The 20131-nt window shown below is 62.5% G+C and carries 17 protein-coding genes; 11 read left to right on the forward strand and 6 right to left on the reverse strand.

The genetic code is table 11. The features are described from left to right. The first annotated feature begins 205 nt into the window (after positions 1-205). The 4 genes from otnI to NCS58_RS14305 all read left to right on the forward strand — a co-directional run bounded on the left by otnI (position 206) and on the right by NCS58_RS14305 (position 5143). Positions 206-994, forward strand: a complete 789-nt coding sequence (gene otnI / locus NCS58_RS14290; RefSeq protein WP_250477266.1) for a 2-oxo-tetronate isomerase — start codon at positions 206-208, stop codon at positions 992-994. 16 nt (positions 995-1010) lie between these two features. After that, entirely contained in the window at positions 1011-1976 is a 966-nt protein-coding gene (gene denD, locus NCS58_RS14295; protein WP_061120841.1) for a D-erythronate dehydrogenase, read from the forward strand. Positions 1977-2258: 282 nt separating this feature from the next. Beyond that, positions 2259-3353 carry a DedA family protein/thiosulfate sulfurtransferase GlpE gene (locus NCS58_RS14300; protein ID WP_409219286.1) on the forward strand — a complete coding sequence of 365 codons (1095 nt, stop codon included), beginning with the start codon at positions 2259-2261 and terminating at the stop codon, positions 3351-3353. Further along, positions 3350-5143, forward strand: a complete 1794-nt coding sequence (locus NCS58_RS14305; RefSeq protein WP_061120843.1) for an FAD-dependent oxidoreductase — start codon at positions 3350-3352, stop codon at positions 5141-5143. The genes NCS58_RS14300 and NCS58_RS14305 overlap by 4 nt, the downstream gene beginning before the upstream one ends. A 669-nt stretch (positions 5144-5812) precedes the next feature. Here NCS58_RS14305 and NCS58_RS14310 read toward each other — a convergent pair. Both NCS58_RS14310 and NCS58_RS14315 read right to left on the reverse strand, forming a co-directional pair. Beyond that, positions 5813-7207 carry a heavy metal sensor histidine kinase gene (locus NCS58_RS14310; RefSeq protein WP_061120844.1) on the reverse strand — a complete coding sequence of 465 codons (1395 nt, stop codon included), beginning with the start codon at positions 7205-7207 and terminating at the stop codon, positions 5813-5815. Next, positions 7204-7875: a heavy metal response regulator transcription factor gene (locus tag NCS58_RS14315; RefSeq protein ID WP_061120845.1), complete on the reverse strand. Its 672-nt coding sequence runs from the start codon at positions 7873-7875 to the stop codon at positions 7204-7206. Before NCS58_RS14315 ends, NCS58_RS14310 begins: the two co-directional genes overlap by 4 nt. Before the next feature lie 115 nt (positions 7876-7990). Here NCS58_RS14315 and NCS58_RS14320 point away from each other — a divergent pair, with 115 nt between their 5' ends. From NCS58_RS14320 to NCS58_RS14345, 6 genes are all read left to right on the forward strand, one after another. Then, positions 7991-8614 carry a cytochrome b/b6 domain-containing protein gene (locus NCS58_RS14320; protein ID WP_061120846.1) on the forward strand — a complete coding sequence of 208 codons (624 nt, stop codon included), beginning with the start codon at positions 7991-7993 and terminating at the stop codon, positions 8612-8614. A gap of 3 nt (positions 8615-8617) precedes the next feature. Beyond that, positions 8618-9391: a molybdopterin-dependent oxidoreductase gene (locus NCS58_RS14325; RefSeq protein WP_061120847.1), complete on the forward strand. Its 774-nt coding sequence runs from the start codon at positions 8618-8620 to the stop codon at positions 9389-9391. A gap of 31 nt (positions 9392-9422) precedes the next feature. Then, positions 9423-10034, forward strand: a complete 612-nt coding sequence (locus NCS58_RS14330; protein ID WP_061120848.1) for a hypothetical protein — start codon at positions 9423-9425, stop codon at positions 10032-10034. A 208-nt stretch (positions 10035-10242) separates the two neighbouring features. Further along, complete coding sequence (locus tag NCS58_RS14335) at positions 10243-11694, forward strand: NAD-dependent succinate-semialdehyde dehydrogenase (RefSeq protein WP_061120849.1); 1452 nt, start codon at positions 10243-10245, stop codon at positions 11692-11694. A gap of 198 nt (positions 11695-11892) precedes the next feature. Next, on the forward strand, positions 11893-12156 hold the full coding sequence (locus NCS58_RS14340) for a hypothetical protein (protein ID WP_143756421.1): 264 nt from the start codon (positions 11893-11895) through the stop codon (positions 12154-12156). A 64-nt stretch (positions 12157-12220) separates the two neighbouring features. After that, positions 12221-13051 (forward strand): NAD(P)-dependent oxidoreductase, encoded by an 831-nt coding sequence (locus tag NCS58_RS14345; RefSeq protein WP_086961476.1) that lies wholly within the window; start codon positions 12221-12223, stop codon positions 13049-13051. On the opposite strand, the gene NCS58_RS14350 is transcribed toward NCS58_RS14345, so the two are convergent. Then, positions 13048-14472, reverse strand: a complete 1425-nt coding sequence (locus tag NCS58_RS14350) for a PLP-dependent aminotransferase family protein (RefSeq protein ID WP_061120851.1) — start codon at positions 14470-14472, stop codon at positions 13048-13050. The two genes, NCS58_RS14345 and NCS58_RS14350, sit on opposite strands and share 4 nt — an antisense overlap. A gap of 299 nt (positions 14473-14771) precedes the next feature. Between NCS58_RS14350 and NCS58_RS14355 the strand changes: the two genes are divergently transcribed. Next, on the forward strand, positions 14772-15095 hold the full coding sequence (locus NCS58_RS14355; protein WP_061120852.1) for a DUF2917 domain-containing protein: 324 nt from the start codon (positions 14772-14774) through the stop codon (positions 15093-15095). A 79-nt stretch (positions 15096-15174) separates the two neighbouring features. Here NCS58_RS14355 and acnA read toward each other — a convergent pair whose 3' ends face one another. Genes acnA through NCS58_RS14370 form a run of 3 tightly spaced genes read right to left on the reverse strand, consistent with a single transcriptional unit; the run spans position 15175 to position 19927 of the window. Continuing rightward, positions 15175-17892 carry an aconitate hydratase AcnA gene (acnA, locus tag NCS58_RS14360; RefSeq protein ID WP_250538606.1) on the reverse strand — a complete coding sequence of 906 codons (2718 nt, stop codon included), beginning with the start codon at positions 17890-17892 and terminating at the stop codon, positions 15175-15177. A gap of 44 nt (positions 17893-17936) precedes the next feature. Then, a complete protein-coding gene (locus NCS58_RS14365; RefSeq protein WP_061120854.1) occupies positions 17937-19388 on the reverse strand; it encodes a bifunctional 2-methylcitrate dehydratase/aconitate hydratase in 1452 nt (483 codons plus the stop codon). Between the two features lie 32 nt (positions 19389-19420). Beyond that, positions 19421-19927 (reverse strand): hypothetical protein, encoded by a 507-nt coding sequence (locus NCS58_RS14370; RefSeq protein ID WP_061120855.1) that lies wholly within the window; start codon positions 19925-19927, stop codon positions 19421-19423. Positions 19928-20131 lie beyond the last annotated feature (204 nt).

The raw sequence follows: 20131 nt of genomic DNA on the forward strand, positions 1-20131 counted from the left end.
AGCGAGGCGACAGACCGTGCGCGATCCAAGCCGGGTGAGTCTTATGAGGGCGACACTCAGGCCGCCCACGCTCACCTGGCAAGCACGGCCAACTTTGCAGCAGCAAAGAAAGTGACTGCCGCCCCAGACAGGGGCACAGCCAGCAGACCGACAAGAAATCAGGATTCCACGAGAGCCGAACCAGATCAAACCAGGAGCAACGCAAATGCCAAAATTCGCCGCAAACCTGACGATGATGTACACGGAGCACCCGTTCCTGGACCGTTTCGCCGCAGCATCGAAAGACGGCTTCAAGGCGGTTGAATTCCTGTTCCCGTACGAATTCGCAGCGAAGGACATCGAGCAACGCTTGAAGGACAACGGCCTGACGCAAGCGCTCTTCAACGCCCCGCCGGGCGACTGGGCGAAGGGCGAGCGCGGCATCGCGTCCTTGCCGGGCCGTGAAGAGGAATTCAGGCAGAGCGTGGCAAAAGGCCTCGAATACGCCGCCGTGCTGGGCAACAAAAAACTGCACGTGATGGCGGGCCTGATCGCGGCGGATCAGCCAAGAGAAAAACACCGCGCGGTGTATCTGAAGAATCTCGAATACGCGGCGAAGGAAGCGGAAAAGGCGGGCATCGGCATCGTGATCGAGCCGATCAACACGCGCGACATTCCCGGTTTCTTCCTGAACCGCCAGGACGACGCGCAAGCCATTTGCGACGAAATCGGCGCGCCTAACCTGCAAGTGCAGTTCGATATCTACCACTGCCAGATCGTCGAAGGCGATATCGAGATGAAGCTCAGACGCGACATGAAGCGCCCGAACGCGGGCATCGGCCACATTCAGATCGCGGGCGTGCCGCAGCGGCACGAGCCGAGCATCGGCGAACTCAATTATCCGTATCTGTTCGAGCTGATCGATTCGCTCGGCTACGAAGGCTGGATCGGCTGCGAATACAAGCCGAAGGCGGGCACGAGCGAAGGCCTCGGCTGGCTCAAACCTTATCTGTGAGAAAGGAAGCGATTACATGAAAATTCTCATCACCGGCGGCGCGGGCTTTCTTGGTCAGCGGCTCGCGAAGCGCCTTCTCGAGCGCAATGAACTCAACGGCAAGCCGGTCACGGAACTGGTGCTGCTCGACGTCGCGCGCCCGAACGACGAACGACTGCTCGCCGACCAACGCGTGCGCGCCGAAACCGGCGACATCTCCGATCCGGCCGTGCTGCAACGCCACATCGACACGCAGACCGAAGCCATCTTCCACCTTGCCGCGATCGTGAGCGGCCAGGCCGAAGCAGACTTCGATCTCGGCATGAAGATCAATCTCGACGCGTCGCGGGCGTTGCTCGAAGTGTGCCGCGCTGCGGGCCATAAGCCGCGCGTCGTGTTCACGAGTTCGGTCGCGGTGTATGGCGGCACGCTGCCCGATGTCGTGCAGGACGACACCGCGCTCAATCCGCAATCGTCGTACGGGACGCAGAAAGCGATCGCCGAGTTGCTGCTCTCCGACTACGCGCGGCGCGGTTTCGTCGATGGCCGCGTGCTGCGCCTGCCGACCATCAGCGTGCGGCCCGGCAAGCCGAACGCGGCGGCGTCGTCGTTTGCGAGCGGCATCATTCGCGAGCCGCTGAACGGCGAGCGCTCGACGTGTCCTGTCGATGGCGACACGCGCGTCTGGGTTCTGTCGCCGAAAAGCGCGATCGAAGCGCTGATCGCGGGCTGCGAGATCGATCGCGCGAAGCTCGGGCTCCGGCCGGTCATCAATCTGCCGGGCTTGTCGGTCAGCGTGAACGAGATGGTCGCGGCGCTGCGCGAAGTGGCGGGCGAGGAAGCGGTGCAGCGCATCGACTGGCAGCGCGACGAACGCATCGAGAAAATCGTCTGCAGCTGGCCCGGCGCGTGGAACCCGGCACGCGCGGAGCAACTCGGCCTCGTGGGCGACAAGAATTTCGCCGACGTGATCCGCGCCTATATCGCCGACGAACGCGGCTGAATCCCACTTCTTGCATCATCGATTCGTTCTGCACCGGGCGTCGCGCGCGCGATGCCCGCGTCCCCGCGCGCCTGTCATGCTTACATGCGCATTTCCGGGCTACACTTGTCTCTTAAATGTGACGAACGTCGGCCCGGCGCCGCGTGCACCGCGTTGAACCACGAGCGGCCGCAAGCTCGTATCTCTTTCGCTTTCGTGCTTCTTGCGCCTTCGCAACGCCGGCATCGCGGCGCGCGTCCCGTCGTCCCGTGACCACACCTTCCCGCGCGGGAGATTCCCATGTTGTTGCATCAGCTAGTCGATCGATTCGGCCCGGCGATCGTATTCATTAACGTAATGGGCTCGGCACTCGGGCTTCCGGTGCCCGCGATGCCGACGATGATCGTCGTCGGCGCCTCCATCGCGCTGATGGCCGTGAACGGCGGCGCGTTCTGGCCCGCGCTGCTCGGCGTGCTGTGCGTCGCGGTGGCGGGCGGCGTGCTCGGCGATCTCGTCTGGTTCCAGGGCGGGCGCAAGTACGGCGACAAGACGCTCAAGACCATCTGCAAGCTGTCCCTGTCGCGCGATACGTGCGTGAAGAAGACAGAACGTTTCTTCGGCCGCTGGGGCGTGCGGATTCTGCTCGTCGCGAAGTTCATCCCCGGTCTTTCGCTCGTGTCCGTGCCGCTCGCGGGCGCGATGGGCGTGAAGCTGCGCAGCTTCATCGCGCACGATGGCGCGGGCATCGCGCTGTGGGGCGCGGTCGGGCTGAGCGTCGGCGTCATCTTCGCGGCGCAGCTGGAAATGGTCTTCGCGATGATCTCGCAGCTCGGGCGACAGGCGGTGGCCGTCGTCGCGGTGCTGCTCGCGGTCTACGTCGCGTATCGCTGGTGGCGCCGCCGCGCGCTCATGGCGACGCTGGAAAAGGCGCGCATCAGCGTGGACGAGCTGTATGCGCTGATGAACGACGAGCCGCTGCCCGTGATCTTCGATATTCGCTCGCCGGAGAAGCGCATGCTCGATCCGGCCGCGATTCCCGGCTCTCTCTTCGCCGACGAGCGCGATCTCGCGAAGATCATCGAGAACTACGACAAGTCGCGCAAGGTCGTCATCTACTGCTCGTGTCCGAACGAAGTGTCGGCTGCGTGGATGGCCAAGACCATGCGCAACGCGGGCTTCCGGGACGTAGTGCCGCTCACGGGCGGACTGGACGCCTGGCGCCTCGCCGGTTTCGAGGTCGCGACGCTGACCGAGTTCGGCGAGCTCGCGGCGACCACACCGGAGGAGGTCGCGGAAATGGCGGCGATGTGCCCCTGGCCCGTGAAAGCGCCGGCGGCATCGCCCGCGGGCCCGGCATCCCTGCACGAAGCTGGTTTTCCACACGGAGATCGCGCATGAGCACAACGCCGTTCAACGAGCCTGGTCAAGGCATGCCGAATGTCGTCGCGTGGAGCGCACGCGAGCCGGTGCAGAATACCGATCCGAACGTCGTGCCGTCGCCGGCAGCCGCCGCCGCGTCCGACGACAGCGCGCCTTTCTCGCCGCTCGAAACGCGCGCGCACCAGATGTTTCCGCGCCTGACCGACAACGAGATCGAGCGCATGAGCCGCTTCGGGACTGCCGCGCACTGGCGTCAGGGCGAGTGGCTGTTCCGCATGGGCGAGACCGGGCGCGGCATGGTGGTCGTCCTGAAAGGGCTCGTGCGCGTGACGCGCCGCAACGCGCTCGGGCAGGAGCATCTCGTCGTCGAGCACGGGCCGGGGCATTTTCTGGCGGAAGTGGCGCAGCTTTCGGGCAAGCCGTGTCTCGTCGATGGCGTCGCCGCCGAGGACGTCGACGGCATCGTGATTCCGCCTGAGCGGCTGCGCGCGCTGCTCGTCGCCGAAGCGGAACTGGGCGAGCGCATCATGCGCGCGCTGATCCTGCGGCGCGTGGGGCTGATCGAAAAGGGCAGCGGCCCGGTGCTGCTCGGGCAGTCGGACGATGGCCATCTGGTCTCGCTGCAGGGCTTTCTGCGGCGCAACGGTTATCCGCACACGGTGATCGACGCGTGCACCGATCCCGATGCGATTTCGCTGCTCGAACGCATCTCGGCATCGACGTCCGACTTCCCGCTCGTCATCTGCCCGGACGGCACCGTGCTGCGCGCGCCCAGCGAGAATCAGATCGCGACGCAGCTCGGCTGGCTGCCCGAGTTCGATCCGGCGCATGTCTACGATGTCGCGATCGTCGGCGCGGGGCCGGCGGGTCTCGCGACGGCGGTGTATGCGGCGTCCGAAGGCTTGTCGGTGGCGGTGTTCGATTGCCGCGCGCCGGGCGGGCAGGCGGGTGCGAGCTCGCGCATCGAGAACTATCTCGGCTTTCCGACCGGGATCTCCGGCCAGGCGCTCGCCGGGCGCGCGTTCGTGCAGGCGCAGAAGTTCGGCGCGCATATCGCGATTCCGACCAAGATCAAGGCGCTGCATTGCGATTGCAATCCGATCCAGATCGAACTGGAGAACGGCGCGCGCGTGACGACGCAGACGGTGGTGATCGCATCGGGCGCGGCGTATCGGCGACCGGATATCGCCGGACTCGAGCGGTACGAGGGGCACGGCACGTATTACTGGGCGTCGCCGGTCGAGGCGAAGCTGTGCAAGAACTCGGAAGTGGTGCTCGTCGGCGGCGGCAATTCGGCGGGACAGGCCGTGGTGTATCTCGCGACGCACGCGAAGCATGTGCATGTGCTGATTCGCGGCGCGGGGCTATCGGCGAGCATGTCGCATTATCTGGTGGAGCGCATCGGCTCGTTGCCGAACGTCACGGTGCGCACGCATACGCAGATCACCTCGCTCGATGGCGATGGCCGCGCACTGACCGCCGTCAATTGCAGTACGCCGGATGGACCGCTCAAGATCGACTCGCGGCATCTGTTTCTCTTTACCGGCGCGGATCCGAATACCGACTGGTTGCGCAACTGCAATGTGAATGTCGATGGCAAGGGCTTCGTGCTCACTGGGCCCGAGGCCCACGACGGACGCACGCAAGGCGTGATGGCGCTGGAAACCAGCGTGCCGGGGGTGTTCGCCATCGGTGATGTGCGGTCGAATTCGACCAAGCGTGTTGCGGCTGCGGTGGGGGAGGGGGCGGCGGTGGTTGCCCAGATTCATGGGCTGCTCGCCAAGCGGGAGGCATTGGGGGTGGGGTGAGGTTTTTTTTTGCTTCGCTTTTGCTGGATCCCGTATTCGTGTTGGTCTATTAGCACTGCCCCTATGCGGGGCGGCAGTCACTTTCTTTGCAGCAGCAAAGAAAGTAACCAAAGAAAGCAGCTTGTTAGGCCCGCGGTCACACGCAGTTTGGCCATGCTTGCCATGTGATCGTGGGCTGCCTAAGTGTCGCCCTCACAAGACTAATCGGGCTTGGCTCGCGCACGGTCTGTCACCTCGCGCCGCACAGCGGAGCGGTTCAGCACTAAATGGCTCCGGCCTGCTTCGCGGCCGCTGGGTTCATCGGGTTTGCGCGCGCTTCGTCGCTAACGCTTCCATCGCACTGCAGGTGCGACAGGTTGGTTTCCCTGATAGACCCGTCGGCAGCGCGTAGCGCTTTGCCGAAGCTATTTGGTGCTGAACCAGCAAGTGGAGTGGTGCGATGAGACAGACCGTGCGCGAGCCAAGCGCGGTTGGGCCTATGAGGGCGACACTTAGGCAGCCCACGGTCACATGGCAAGCATGGTCAAACTGCGTGTGACCGCGGGCGTGTGGAGCTGCTTTCTTTGGTTACTTTCTTTGCAGCAGCAAAGAAAGTGACTGCCGCCCCGCACAGGGGCAGTGCTAATAAACCAACACCAATACGGGACCAGGCGAAAAGCAAAAACAAACTCAAGAAGGAAACAGCAAAGAAAACTCGATCCACTCATCACGAGTGCAGTCAGCGGTCACACTACCGCCGTGCAACCGCATGATCGCCTGAACGATCGACAACCCGAGCCCGCTCGATTCAGTGAACTCGCTACGCGCCGCATCGCCACGATAGAAGCGGTCAAAGAGCTTGCCAAGCTCCTCCCGCCCGATGCGCGGCCCGCGATTGCCCACCACGATGCGCGCACCCTGTTCGTCCGCGTGTCCACTCAGCCGCACCACGGTGCCCGGCGTCGCATAACGCACCGCATTCACAACCACATTGCCAATGGCCCTTCGGCACATGATTGCATTTGCAACCATTTCGCCGTCGGCGTCGATATCGAAGGTAATGCGGCGTTCTTCGGCGATGCCTTCGAAGTAAGCGCCGATGGTTTCGAGTTCCTCGCGGATATCGAGCCGTTCGCGCTCGATGCGCTGCCGCCCGTGATCCGCCTGCGCAAGAAACAGAATGTTCTGCGCGATACGCGCGAGCCGCTCCAGTTCCTCGAGATTCGATTCCAGCACGCCGCGATACTCAGCGACATTGCGCTCATGCGCGAGCGCAACCTGCGTTTCGCCGATCAACACGCCGATCGGCGTGCGCACCTCATGCGCGAGATCCGCGGAGAATTGCAGCAAGCGCTCATAGCCGTGTTCGAGACGATCGAGCATCGCGTTGAACGATGCCGCGAGGCTCTGCAACTCGGCGGGCGCGTGCGCAACATCGAGCCGCGCGGAAAGCCGGTTCGGCGTGATTTCCGCGGCCTTGTCGGCCATTGCCTTCAGCGGCATGAGTCCGCGGCTCGTGACCCAGTACGCGAGCAGAAGCGTCACGAGCACCGCGCCGATCACCGTGATCCACACGCGTTCCAGATACGCCGACAAGACGATCGCTTCCTGTGTCATCACGTGCGCCGCGATGATCTCCACCACTTCGCCGCTCTGGCCGATACGCGCCTGTGCGCCGACCCAGCGCATGCGCACGCCGTCCGCACGCGAGCCTTCGTAAAGATCGTCGAGCCCGATGGCCCGCGTCATCGGCACGATATGAAGCGGCGGCAACGGCATCTGTTCCGGATTCACGTTGATGAAAGGCGCCGAGCCTGCGCGCCGGAACAGGATGACGTCCTGCCGGTCGCCGAGCATCGTTTCGAAGAGCTTCGGCCGCGCTTCGATTTCATTGATCGTGTAGAGATCGTGCAGCAGCGAGCGGAAATGCTCGACGCGGGCGATCAACTGATAGTCCGCACGTGTGGACAGCGCGCGATTCGTCGCCTGATAGAGCGACGCGCCAACCATCCCGACCACGACGCACACAGTCACCGCAAAAGATAGCGCGATACGCAGCGCAAGTGAACGCGAAGGCCGGTTCAAGGATTCTCCCCGAACGAATAGCCGATGCTGCGCACCGTATGGATCAGCTTGAGATCGTACGGGTTGTCGATCTTCGCGCGCAGTCGCTTCACCGCGACATCGACGACGTTGGTATCGCTGTCGAAGTTCATGTCCCACACTTCCGATGCGATGAGCGTGCGCGACAGCGCCTCGCCCTGATGCTTGCAAAAGAGATGCAGGAGCGCGAACTCCTTGTTCGTGAGCGCGATGTCGATGCCCTTGCGCGTCACCTTGCGGCGCAGGACATCGACATGCAGATCCGCGATCTGAAACGTATCCGATTCGCGCATCACGCCGCGCCGTAATAGCGTGCGAATACGCAGCACGAGTTCAGTGAAGGAAAAAGGCTTGACGAGGTAATCGTCGGCGCCGAGTTCGAGTCCGTGAATGCGATCCGTCACGTGATCGCGCGCGGTCAGAAAAATGACAGGCAAGTCACGTTTCGCGCGCAATGCGGACATGACCTGCCAGCCGTCGATGCCGGGAAGCATCACATCGAGCACGATCAGCTCGTACGGATTCGCGAGGGCCTGATGCAATCCGTCCGTGCCGTTGCGCACGAGATCGACCTGATAGCCGGACTCGATGAGCCCTTTTTTCAGGTAGTCGCCGGTCTTGCGGTCGTCTTCGATAACGAGGATGGTCATGCTCGCGCTGCGTCGAATGGATTGCCGTCATTCTAGCCAGAGCACGTGCTGCCCTCGCCAAGATGACAAAAAAGTCATCCACAGGTCATCGATCGATCAGCGGCGCGTCGCTACCATGCCAGCGAAACTCAATCGAATCGCGAGGCTCGAAGACGTGCAAATACAACCGTTATGGCTGCGCATCACGCACTGGCTCAATGCGTTCGCCGTGTTGATCATGGTGACGAGCGGCTGGCAGATCTACAACGCATCGCCGATCTTCAGATCCATTGTTTTCCCAAGCGCCATCACGCTCGGCGGCTGGCTCGGCGGCGCGCTGCAATGGCATTTCGCGGCGATGTGGTTGCTGGTCGCGAACTTCATCGTGTATGTCGCGATGAATGTTTTCACGGGACGCCTGCGCCGCCGCATGTTTCCGCTCTCGATCAGAAGCATCGTCACGGACGCATTCGCCGCATTGCGCGGCAAGCTCGGCCACGACGATCTCACGCACTACAACGCGGTACAAAAGTTCGCGTATCTGGCGGTGATCGTGGACATCGTGATCGTGATCCTGTCGGGCCTCGCGGTATGGAAGTCCGTGCAATTTCCATTGCTTCGAACGCTCATGGGCGGCTACGACGAGGCCCGCGTCGTGCATTTCTTCGGCATGAGCTTTCTGGTCGCGTTCTTCGTGGTGCATGTGGTGATGGTTGCACTCGTGCCGCGCTCGCTTGTGATGATGATTCGAGGTCGTTAAGCCATGTCGCTCAAGCTATTCAAATCGAGACCCGATGCCGAGCTCATCATCAAGGATGCGGCGAAGGAATTAAAGGCGCCCGCGCGACGTTTATTCGGCAAGCGCATTCTGTCGCTCGGAGGCCTCGCGATGCTGTCCGGCTGCAACATCACCGACGATAAATCCATCAACGCGATGCTGCGCCGCATTTCATCCTTCAACGACGACGTGCAGGCGCTCCTGTTCGATCCGGCCAGGCTCGCGCCGACCTATCCCGAATCGATGATCACGCGCCCGTTTCCGTTCAACGCGTTCTACGACATCGACGAAGTGCCCGAAGTCGACCCGTCGACGTACAAGCTGGAGATCGGCGGCCTCGTCAAAGGCAAGCGCGTCTGGACGCTCGACGAACTGCACGCGATGCCGCAGGAAAGCCAGGTGACGCGGCATATCTGCATCGAAGGCTGGAGCGCGATCGGCAAGTGGGGCGGCGTGCGCTTTGCGCATGTTCTCGCGCGGGCGGGCGCCGATACGAGCGCCAAATACGTGGCCTTCCATTGCGCCGACAACTACTCGACGAGCATCGACATGCCGACCGCGCTGCACGCGCAGACGTTGCTCACGCTCACCTACGACGGCCAGATTCTGCCGCCGAAATACGGCTTCCCGATGAAGCTGCGTATGCCGACCAAACTCGGCTACAAGAACCCGAAGCACATCGTCGCGATCACCGTGACGAACGATTACCCCGGCGGCTATTGGGAGAACCAGGGCTACAACTGGTTCGGCGGGTCCTGAAGCCTTCGTTTTCACACTCCAAGGAGATTGCATGTCGATTCGAATGAAACTCGGCGTCAGCATCGTGACGCTCGCACTCGCTTCCGCAGCCTTTGCCCAGACGCCCGCCGCGAAACCCGCGCGCATTCGCGGCGATATCGTGTCACTGTCAGGCGACACGCTCACCGTCCATCGACGCAGCGGCGACACGGTGAAGATCGCCGTCAAGTCGGATACGCCTGTCACCGCGCTGAAGAACATCAAGCTGCAGGACATCAAGCCGGGCTCGTTCGTCGGCACGGCGGCGACCACCGGTACGGACGGCAAGCTCACCGCGACCGAAGTGCTCGTGTTCCCGGAAGCCGCGCGCGGCACCGGCGAAGGTCACTATGCGTGGGATCTGGGCCCGCAAAGCTCGATGACCAACGCGAATGTCGATCAGGTCGTGCAGGGCACGAGCGGCCGGGATCTCAAGCTCTCGTACAAGGGCGGCTCGAATTCGGTGACGGTGCCGGAGAACGTGCCCGTCGTGACCTTCGCGCCCGCGACGCATGACGACCTGAAGCCGGGCAAGAAGGTGTTCGTTGTCGCAAGTCCGGCGGGTTCGGACTTCGCGGCGCAGCGTATCGTCGTGGAGAAGGATGGCGTCGCGCCGCCGATGTAAGCGGCCCGCATTCGTGCATCTTGCAAGCGCCCGCCGGGATGTTGCCGGCGGGCGTTTGTCATTCGAGCGCCGTGCGAATGCGCCTGCAACTATCGGTTGAACATAGCGCGTATCAGCAGATACTACGCGTTCGGGATAACATGGCCGTTTGCATCTTTTGATCTTGCGCAACGTAACTTCAGGCCACGCCACCCGTAAGGAGACATGCATGAGCAACACGCGTTCGGGCTTTCCCGCCTATCCGAATACGCAGCTTTATATCGACGGCGCCTGGCGCGATGGCTCGCGCGACACCGCCGTGATCAATCCGGCGAACGAAGCCGAAATCGGCCGTCTTGCGCTCGCAGGCGAAGCGGAGCTTTCACTCGCAGCCGACGCCGCCGCTCGCGGCTTCAAGGAATGGCGCAAGGTCTCGCCGTATGAGCGCAGCAAGCTGATGCGCCGGGCGGCGCAGAACATTCGCGAACGCGCCGAGCAGATCGCCGCCATCATGACGATGGAGCAGGGCAAGCCATTCGGCGAGGCGCGCATCGAAACGCTGTCGGCGGCGGACATCATCGAATGGTTCGCGGAAGAAGGGCGTCGCACGTATGGCCGTGTGATTCCGTCGCGCACGGATGCCGTGCGCCAGATCGTCACGCGCGAACCGGTCGGTCCGGTCGCCGCGTTCACGCCGTGGAATTTCCCGATCAATCAGGCGGTGCGCAAGGTGTCGGCCGCGCTCGCATCGGGCTGCTCGGTCGTGCTGAAAGGCCCCGAGGAAACGCCCGCGAGTTGCGCGGCGCTCGTGCAGGCCTATGCCGATGCGGGCCTGCCTGCCGGCGTGCTGAATCTCGTGTTCGGCGTGCCCGCCGATGTCTCGAAGTATCTGATCGCGCATCCCGCCATCCGCAAGATTTCGTTCACCGGCTCGACGCCGGTCGGCAAGCTGCTCGCATCGCTCGCAGGCGAGCACATGAAGCGCGTGACCATGGAGTTGGGCGGCCACGCGCCCGCCATCGTGTTCAAGGACGCCGACATTCCCCGCGCGGCGAAGATGCTCGCATCGGCGAAATTCCGCAACGCCGGCCAGGTATGCATTTCGCCGACACGCTTCCTCGTCGAAGAATCCGCGTATGAGGAGTTCGTGCAGCACTTCGTCGCGACTGCGAGCGCGGTGAAAGTCGGCAATGGCCTCGACGATGGCGTGCAGATGGGCCCGCTCGCAAACGGCCGCCGTCTCGAAGCGATGGAGCGTCTCGTCGCCGATGCGCGCGAGCATGGCGCGAAGGTGTTGACGGGCGGCGAGCGCATCGGGCGCGAAGGCTACTTCTTCGCGCCGACCGTGCTCACCGATGTGCCGCTGAGCGCGCGCATCATGACTGAAGAGCCGTTCGGCCCGATCGCGCCGATCGCATCGTTCAAGTCGTATGATGAAGTGATCGCCGAGGCGAACCGTCTGCCTTACGGACTCGCGGCATACGCTTACACGAGCTCGGCGGCGACGTCGGCGGCGGTGTCGGACGATATCGAAAGCGGGATGCTCTCGATCAATCATCACGGTCTCGCGTTGCCGGAGACGCCGTTCGGCGGCGTGAAGGACTCGGGCTATGGCTCGGAAGGCGGCAGCGAAGCGATGGAAGCGTATCTCGTCACGAAGTTCGTGACGGAGCATCGTTGATTCTTGCGTGGTGAAGTCGTTCGAAAGGCGGCCCTTCGAGGGCCGCTTTTGATTGCACCAAATTGTTCAGGATGGCGAATCGAAAGGCGCGTGAAGCCTCGGTGAAATAAGCACCAGTTTCAGGTGTGTAACGCCGTAACACGCGGAAAAATGTCCGTAGCCGAATTGCCAGCTTCACTCTCTAGCATGTATCGATACGTGCCTTCCGCTCGTCCGACGCATGGAGAACCGAATGCTGAGTCCACACGAATTTCCACGCTCCTGCTGATCGAGCGCTCGCCTCACCAGGTCGAAGTATTCGGTCAGCACGCGGCGCGCTTGCGTCAGGAAGCGCTCGTCGAGATCACACGGCTGCCGACCGGCGTGCCCATGCCGCTTCTCACGCAGAAAGGTCACGATGTGCTCAAAAGGCTCGGCGCGCTCCGGAACCTTCGCTCGAACGAAGCCGAAGACAGCGAATAGGCCGAGCGCGTCTTCGCTCGCAAGCGTATTCTGTGTTTCGTTCGCGGATACACGGAGCCTGCAAGTGACTCAATCGAAACATCCGACCGTCACAATTCTGGGCGCGGGCAGCATGGGATCGGCCATCGGCCGTGCATTGACGCAATCGGGCGCGCGCGTGCTGACATCGCTCGAAGGCCGCAGCGCCGCCAGCGCAGCGCGCGCACGCGAGGCCGGCATGGAAGACGCGAGCCTCGATAGCCTAGTGGCATGCGAGTTCATTCTGTCCATCGTGCCGCCCGCGGTTGCGATCGACACCGCGAAACGCATGGCGCCCGCGCTCGAACAGGCGAGCGTCCTGCCGCTCTTCATCGATTGCAACGCGATCAATCCGGATACGGTCCGGGAGATCGAGCGCGTGCTTGAACCGACCGGCACGCCGTTCGTCGATGGCGCGATCATCGGCATGCCTTCTTCGCCGAAGTTTTACATGTCGGGGCCGCATGCACGGCATACGCAGCCACTCGCCGATGCCGGCCTCGTCGTGCGCGTGCTCGATGGACCGGTCGGTGCCGCATCCGCGCTCAAGATGTCGTATGCGGGCATCACGAAGGGACTGACGGCGCTCGGTTCGGCCATGTCGCTCGCCGCGATGCGCAACGGCGCGGGAGACGCGCTCTTCAGCGAACTCGCAGAGAGTCAGCCCGCGCTTGCCGCGTGGCTCGCGGGTAATGTGCCGCGCATGCCGCCGAAGGCGTATCGATGGGTCGCGGAGATGGAAGAGATCGCGCAGTTCATCGGCGACGAATTCGCCGAGCATCGCATCTACGAAGGCGCGGCGGGACTTTACGCGCGGCTTGCGCAAGACAAGGACGCGACCGACGCACTCGAACGCTTCTTCACCGAACGCCGCTAGACGCGCGCTGCCGCGGCTTCTTTTATGTACTCGAAGAAGCGCGCCGCGCGCCGGTCGCCCGCATACGCGGAGTTGATGCGCACCCACGGACACGCTTCGCCATTCGGGCGGTAATAGCTGCCCGGCGCGAGCGTCACGCCAAGCTTCGCCGCTTCGTCGACGAGCACGGACGAATGGTCGATGCCCGGCACCTTTGCCCACACGAAATTGCCGCCGCTGGGTTCATCGAACACATCCCAGCCGTAGCTTTCGAGCGTTTGCACCGCGCTCGACAGCGAATCACGCACGCGCTTGCGCAGCCGTTCCAGATACTTGCGATACGTGCCGCGTTCCAGCAGGCTCGCCGCGACGCTCTCCGCGAAACGCGTGCCGCCGAGACTCGTCAGCACCTTCACATCGACGAGATTCTTCACGAGCTCGCGATTCGCCGCGAGATAACCGATTCGCAGCGACGACGACAGTGTCTTCGACAATCCGCCCACGTAGATCACGCGATCGAACTGATCGAGCGATGCGAGCCGTTGCGTCGGCACGGCCTGGAAGTCGGCGTAGATATCATCCTCGACGATCGTGAAGCCGTGCTGCGTCGCGAGCTGCAGCAGCCTGAATGCGACCTGCGGCGCGATATTCGTCGCGGTCGGATTCTGGAAGACCGTGTTGATGAAGAAGAGCTTCGGTTGATGCTGCTTGAGCAGTTCCTCCGCAACATCGATATCGGGACCATTCGCGAGCCGCGGCACGCCGACGAGACGCACGCCTTGCAGCTTGAGAAGCCCGAAGAGGTTGTAGTAACCCGGGTCTTCGACGAACACCGTATCGCCGGGCTTCAGCATGTAGCGCACGATCAGGTCGAGCGCCTGACTCGCACCGGTGGTGATCATCACGTTCGGCAGATCGGCGTCGATGCCGAGCGCGTTGATGCGCATCACGACTTGCTGGCGCAGGCTGGTGTCGCCGTGAGGGATCGCGTAGTCGATCACGCTCGGCACATCGATGCGTGACGCCTGACGGATCGCCTGCGTGAGACCGTCAACGTCGCGCCACGCCTCCGGAATGAAGCCGCTCGACAGCTTCAGCGACTCGCCGGGATAGTTGAACTGCTGAAGGATCTGGTTCGATTCTTCCTCGGCCAGGCGCGGATCGCAATTTCCGGCGTTGCTGTCGCGTTCGTCCACGTGATTCGCCACATAGAAGCCGGAACCGTGCTTCGGCTGAATCAGCCCGCGGGACGCGAGCCGGTCGTACGCCTCGATCACCGGAAAGCGGCTGATGCGCTGTTCGGCGGCGAGCTGACGAATCGAGGGCAGCTTCGCGCCTGCGAGCACGCGGCGCGAACGGATCATCGCCTCGACCTGGTTGACGATCTGCTCGGTCAGCGGCACGCCGGTGCCGCCGTCGATGTGGAGCGGAAGTGCGTTCATGATGTTTCAAACTGTTCAGTGATTCATAGTGAACACTTTGATTTCGCTGTTCACAGGTGTCGTCAGGACATTCGAACGCATCCGAAAAGCCGCGTCAAGACTGTCCGAGCGGCTAGGCGAACTGTTTTTCAAGTGTCAGATCGCCATGAACTGTTCGGCCAAAATAGCTTAACAGTTCTGCTCCAACTGTTCATAAGTGTTCATTCAAGCTGTTCGGAATCGGTCGAATAATAGGATCAACGGCTGCTTTGCGCATGCGAACGCGGCCTTCCAGTTACACGATCCGAAGGAGCAGCATCATGCGTGAAATCCGGACATTCGAACTCGATCGGCGCGACGCGCCCACGCGCTGGGTGATCGATCGGCCTCAGACGTTGCGCGTCACGCGCGGGCAAGTCTGGCTGACCATCGAAGGCGCAGCCGATGACTACTGGCTCGACGCGGGCGCCTCCGTCGAACTCAAGCCGTACACGACGATCTGGGTCAGCGCGACGGAGGACGCCAGTTGGTTCTCGATGGCCTCCGGCTCGACGCGCGGCAGCGCGCGCAGGCTGGCCGATATCGCGCGCGCGTGGTTTGCGCGCCGTCCGATGCCGGCGAAACTGGCGACCTTGAAGGCGTAGGCGAAAAAAAACCCGGCCGTGGCCGGGTTCAATGTTCCCGCGCTCTTTCGAGCGCGGTCACCTGCAAAACAGGCTTGACTTACGCCGCCAGCAGCGAGCGCAGCACGAACGGCAGAATCCCGCCGTGCTTGTAGTAGTCGACTTCGATCGGCGTGTCGATGCGCAGCAGCACCTGCACGCGATCTTCCTTGCCGTCCTTGCGATGGATCACCAGCGTGACTTCCTGCTGCGGCTTGAAGTCATCGCCGAGACCGTCGATGTCGTACGTCTCTTCGCCGGTGATGTTCAGTGACTGGACGCTGTCCGAGCCCTTGAATTGCAGCGGCAAGACGCCCATGCCGACGAGGTTCGAGCGGTGGATACGCTCGAAGCTGCGCGCGACCACGGCCTTCACGCCGAGCAGTTGCGTGCCCTTCGCCGCCCAGTCGCGCGACGAACCCGTGCCGTACTCTTCGCCGGCGAAGATGACGGTCTGCGTGCCGGCGTCGATGTACTTCATCGCCGCGTCGTAGATCGACAACTGTTCGCCGCTCGGCTGGTGAATCGTCAGGCCGCCTTCGATGCGGGTGCCGTCGGCCTTCGCCGGGATCATCAGATTCTTGATGCGCACGTTCGCGAAGGTGCCGCGCATCATCACGTCGTGGTTGCCGCGACGCGACCCGTAGCTGTTGAAGTCGGCCTTCTGCACGCCGTTTGCCTTCAGCCACACGCCCGCCGGCGACGTTTCCTTGATCGAACCGGCCGGGCTGATGTGGTCGGTCGTCACTGAATCGCCGAAGATGCCGAGCGCGCGCGCGCCCTTCACAGCGGGGATCGAATCGGCCGGCTTCATCGAAAAGTCGCTGCCGAAGAACGGCGGCTCGGCGATGTACGTCGACTTCGGCCAGTCATACACCTGACCGCTTTCGCCCGCGATCTTGCTCCACAGGTCGCCTTCCTTCGTGAGCTGCGAATAGTTCTCGCGGAACGCCTTCGCATCCAGCGCGAACTTGAGCAGCGCGTGGACTTCGTCGCTCGTCGGCCAGATATCGCCGAGATAGATGTCGCGGCCGTTCGTGCCCTGGCCGACAGGCTCGGTCATCAGATCGCGCGTGATGTTGCCCGCGATGGCGTAGGCCACGACGAGCGGCGGCGAAGCCAGGAAGTTCGCGCGGATGTTCGGGTGAATGCGCGCTTCGAAGTTGCGGTTGCCGGACAGCACCGCTGCCGCGATGACGTCGTTCTTCGTGATTGCGTCGTTCAGTTCCGGCGTCAGATCGCCCGCGTTGCCGATACAGGTCGTGCATCCGTAAGCGGCGAGCGTGAAGCCGAGCTTGTCGAGATAGGGCATGAGACCCGTCTTCGTCAGATACTCGGTGACGATGCGCGACCCCGGCGCGAGCGACGTCTTGATGTGCGGCGCGACGGTCAGACCCGCTTCGACGGCCTTCTTCGCGAGCAAGCCGGCGGCGAGCAGCACGCTCGGGTTCGACGTGTTCGTGCACGACGTGATCGCGGCGATCAGCACATCGCCGTTCTTCAGGTTCACGCCGTCGGTCGTCCTGTATTGCACGTTCAGGTCGGCGGCCTTCTTGTTGAAGCCGTTTTCGCCGACCGGCTTCGAAAAGAGATCGACGAACGTGCTCTTCACGTTGCCGATTTCGATGCGGTCCTGCGGACGCTTTGGGCCTGCGAGCGACGGCGCGACCGTGCCGAGATCGAGCGTGAGCGTCTTGGTGTAGTCGATGTCGCCGGCCTTCGGCACGCCCCACAGCTTCTGCGCCTTGAAGTATCGCTCGAACGCGGCGATTTCCTCGTCGGTGCGGCCCGTGCCCTTGAAGTATTCGATGGTCTTTTCGTCGACCGGGAAGAAGCCCATCGTCGCGCCGTACTCGGGCGCCATGTTGCCGATGGTCGCGCGGTCCGGCACGCCGATCGAGGCCGTGCCTTCGCCGAAGAACTCGACGAACTTGCCGACGACCTTCTCCTTGCGCAGCATTTCAGTGATGGTCAGCACGAGGTCGGTCGCCGTGCAGCCTTCGCGCAGCTTGCCCTTCAGCTCGACGCCGACGACGTCCGGCGTCAGGAAGTACACAGGCTGGCCGAGCATGCCCGCCTCCGCTTCGATGCCGCCCACGCCCCAGCCGACCACGCCGATGCCGTTGATCATCGTGGTGTGGCTGTCCGTGCCGACGAGCGTGTCCGGGTAGTAGACGGTGTCGTTGCCCTCGGTCTTCTTGTGCACGCCGCGCGCAAGATATTCGAGGTTCACCTGGTGCACGATGCCGATTCCCGGCGGCACGACCTTGAACGTGTCGAACGCCTGCATGCCCCACTTCATGAACTGGTAGCGCTCGTTGTTGCGCTGAAATTCCAGCTTCATGTTCAGGTCGAGCGCGTTCGGCTCGCGGAAATGATCGATCTGCACCGAGTGATCGACGACGAGATCCACCGGCACGAGCGGCTCGATTGCCTTCGGGTCCTTGCCGGCGCGCTTGGCGACGCCACGCATCGCGGCGATGTCGGCGAGCAGCGGCACACCGGTGAAGTCCTGCAGCACGACGCGCGCGACGACGAACGGGATTTCATCGACACGAGCGGCATTTGGCTTCCAGCTCGCCAGTTGCTCGATGTGCTCTTCGGAGATCTTCTTGCCGTCGTAGTTGCGCAGGACCGATTCGAGCACCAGCCGGATCGAGACCGGCAGGCGCTCGATCTTGACCTTCAGCGCGTCGCCGAGTTGCGGCAGCGAGTAGAGCTTGCCTTTGCCGGAGCCGCTGTCGAATTCCTTGAGCGTGTTGTGAAGATTGTGGGCCATGGTTATTTTCCTTGGACTAAGACGAGGAAATTGCTTCTCTAAGGCTAAATCACGTACAGATCGACATATTCATTGACCGGCATCGCTTCGAGCCTTGCCTGATCGAGCGATACCGCGAGTATCGCCTGCTGCTGCTTTTGCGGAAACCGACGCGCGAGATTGGTCCTGAATTTCTCGACGAGCAGCGCAATGCCATCCGCGCGACGGCGCTTGTGACCGATCGGATATTCGACCGCGATTTCATCGAGCTTTGTGCCGTCGTTGAATTCGACGGTCAGCGCATTCGCGATCGAACGCTTGTCCGGGTCGTGATAATCCTTCGTGTACTGCGTGTCTTCCACGCATTCCATCTTCGCGCGCAGTGTGTCGATGCGCGGGTCCTGCGCGATCGAATCTTCGTAATCGGCGGCGGTGAGCCGGCCGTAAATCAGCGGCACGGCGACCATGTACTGAATACAGTGATCGCGGTCCGCGGGGTTGTTCAGCGGCCCTTTTTTGTCGATGATGCGAATCGCCGCTTCGTGCGTGCGAATCGTGATCTTGCTGATGTCATCGACGGACCTGCCGGCTTCCTTCAGCTTGCCGTGCAAGATCATCGCGGCTTCGACGGCCGTTTGCGAATGGAACTCGGCAGGGAAGGAAATCTTGAAGAGCACGTTCTCCATCACGTAAGAACCATACGGACGCTGGAACCTGAACGCGTTGCCCTTGAAGAGCACATCGTAAAAGCCCCATGTCTTAGCGGTCAAAACGGATGGATAGCCCATCTCGCCGGTCTTCGCGATCAGCGCGAGACGCACGGCGCGCGACGTGGCGTCGCCCGCGGCCCACGATTTGCGCGAGCCGGTGTTCGGCGCATGACGATACGTGCGCAGCGGATGACCGTCGACGAAGGCAAGCGAAACCGCATTGATCAGTTCATCGCGCGTGAGGCCGATCATCTGCCCGACGACGGCCGTCGATGCGAGCTTGACGAGCAGCACGTGATCGAGCCCGACCTTGTTGAACGAGTTCTCGAGCGCGATGCAGCCTTGAATTTCGTGCGCCTTGATCATCGCGATCAGGACGTCTTTCATGTCGAGCGGCTTCTTGCCCGATGCGATCGCATTACGTGAAAGCCAGTCGGCCGTTGCAAGAATGCCGCCGAGGTTATCCGACGGATGGCCCCACTCGGCGGCGAGCCACGTGTCGTTGAAGTCGAGCCAGCGGATCATTGCGCCGATATTGAACGCGGCCTGTACCGGGTCGAGCTGAAACTGGGTGCCTGGCACCCTCGCGCCGTTGGGGACGATCGTGCCGGGCACGATCGGTCCCATCAGCTTGGTGCAGGCGGGGTAGGAGAGGGCCTCGAGTCCGCAGCCGAGCGTGTCGATCAGGCAGTTGCGCGCCGTTTCGAACGCAAGCGTGCTGTCGACGCTGTAATCGAGCACGTAGTCGACTATGTCGACCAGTACCTTGTCCGGATCGGGCCGGACATTGGAGATCGGTGCGGACATCGAGTGATTCCTGATGTAAGTGCTGAACTAACTTACTCCGCGTTCTTGATCAGCGCGTTCGACTGCGTCGGAGCCGGGCCGCCCGCAGCCATTTCGGGCGTCATGCACTCGTCGGCGAGGCGCGACGAGTCCTTATCCGAGAACAGCATCGCTTTCGACGGGATCACGACGAGGTCCATGCCCGATGCCGAATCGTGGAAACGATCCGCGCCGGTCGTCGTATCCTGGCGCGGCAGACGGTAGTCCTTCTTGGCCCAGTTCACGGTGACGATGGCGTCACGCTTCATGTCGCCTTTCAGATAGAAAGCGTTACCGTCCTTGCACGACCATTTCACTGCACCTTCGGGGATCGGATCAATCTTGGCCGCCGCGGCCGCTTCGGCCTTGGGGCTGCGCTTGATCAGGCGGCGAGCCGGAGCGGGGCGCTTGGCCTTGGCCGCGCTCGATTCGGTCGACGTCGCAGCGAAGGCGTCGGCGCTGACGAAGACGCTCGTCGTTGCCAGCGTGCCGGCGATTGCAGCGATCAGAAGTTTATTCATCGAAAAAAACCTTTCAAAAACATTGGGGTTGAATGGCGGTTTGCCGCGCGGCGTGGATTTCTTCCTCGTAAAATCCGATCGCGCAGCCCGCTATTTTCGCTTATTTATCGCGACGAACTTCAAATTCTCCGGACCGGTGTAATTCGCGCTCGGCCGAATGATCTTGTTGTCGATGCGTTGCTCGATGATGTGCGCGCTCCAGCC

The organism is Caballeronia sp. INML3B (assembly GCF_023631305.1).
GTDB classification, from domain to species: domain Bacteria; phylum Pseudomonadota; class Gammaproteobacteria; order Burkholderiales; family Burkholderiaceae; genus Caballeronia; species Caballeronia turbans.

Excerpts from the sequence above, each read along its gene's own strand:
- NCS58_RS14330 (WP_061120848.1), top strand. The coding sequence starts at position 9,423 with ATGTCGATTCGAATGAAACTCGGCGTCAGCATCGTGACGCTCGCACTC.
- acnA (WP_250538606.1), bottom strand. The coding sequence starts at position 17,892 with ATGGCCCACAATCTTCACAACACGCTCAAGGAATTCGACAGCGGCTCC.
- NCS58_RS14335 (WP_061120849.1), top strand. The coding sequence starts at position 10,243 with ATGAGCAACACGCGTTCGGGCTTTCCCGCCTATCCGAATACGCAGCTT.
- otnI (WP_250477266.1), top strand. The coding sequence starts at position 206 with ATGCCAAAATTCGCCGCAAACCTGACGATGATGTACACGGAGCACCCG.
- NCS58_RS14350 (WP_061120851.1), bottom strand. The coding sequence starts at position 14,472 with ATGAACGCACTTCCGCTCCACATCGACGGCGGCACCGGCGTGCCGCTG.
- NCS58_RS14305 (WP_061120843.1), top strand. The coding sequence starts at position 3,350 with ATGAGCACAACGCCGTTCAACGAGCCTGGTCAAGGCATGCCGAATGTC.
- NCS58_RS14315 (WP_061120845.1), bottom strand. The coding sequence starts at position 7,875 with ATGACCATCCTCGTTATCGAAGACGACCGCAAGACCGGCGACTACCTG.
- NCS58_RS14355 (WP_061120852.1), top strand. The coding sequence starts at position 14,772 with ATGCGTGAAATCCGGACATTCGAACTCGATCGGCGCGACGCGCCCACG.
- NCS58_RS14325 (WP_061120847.1), top strand. The coding sequence starts at position 8,618 with ATGTCGCTCAAGCTATTCAAATCGAGACCCGATGCCGAGCTCATCATC.
- NCS58_RS14320 (WP_061120846.1), top strand. The coding sequence starts at position 7,991 with ATGCCAGCGAAACTCAATCGAATCGCGAGGCTCGAAGACGTGCAAATA.
- denD (WP_061120841.1), top strand. The coding sequence starts at position 1,011 with ATGAAAATTCTCATCACCGGCGGCGCGGGCTTTCTTGGTCAGCGGCTC.
- NCS58_RS14365 (WP_061120854.1), bottom strand. The coding sequence starts at position 19,388 with ATGTCCGCACCGATCTCCAATGTCCGGCCCGATCCGGACAAGGTACTG.
- NCS58_RS14370 (WP_061120855.1), bottom strand. The coding sequence starts at position 19,927 with ATGAATAAACTTCTGATCGCTGCAATCGCCGGCACGCTGGCAACGACG.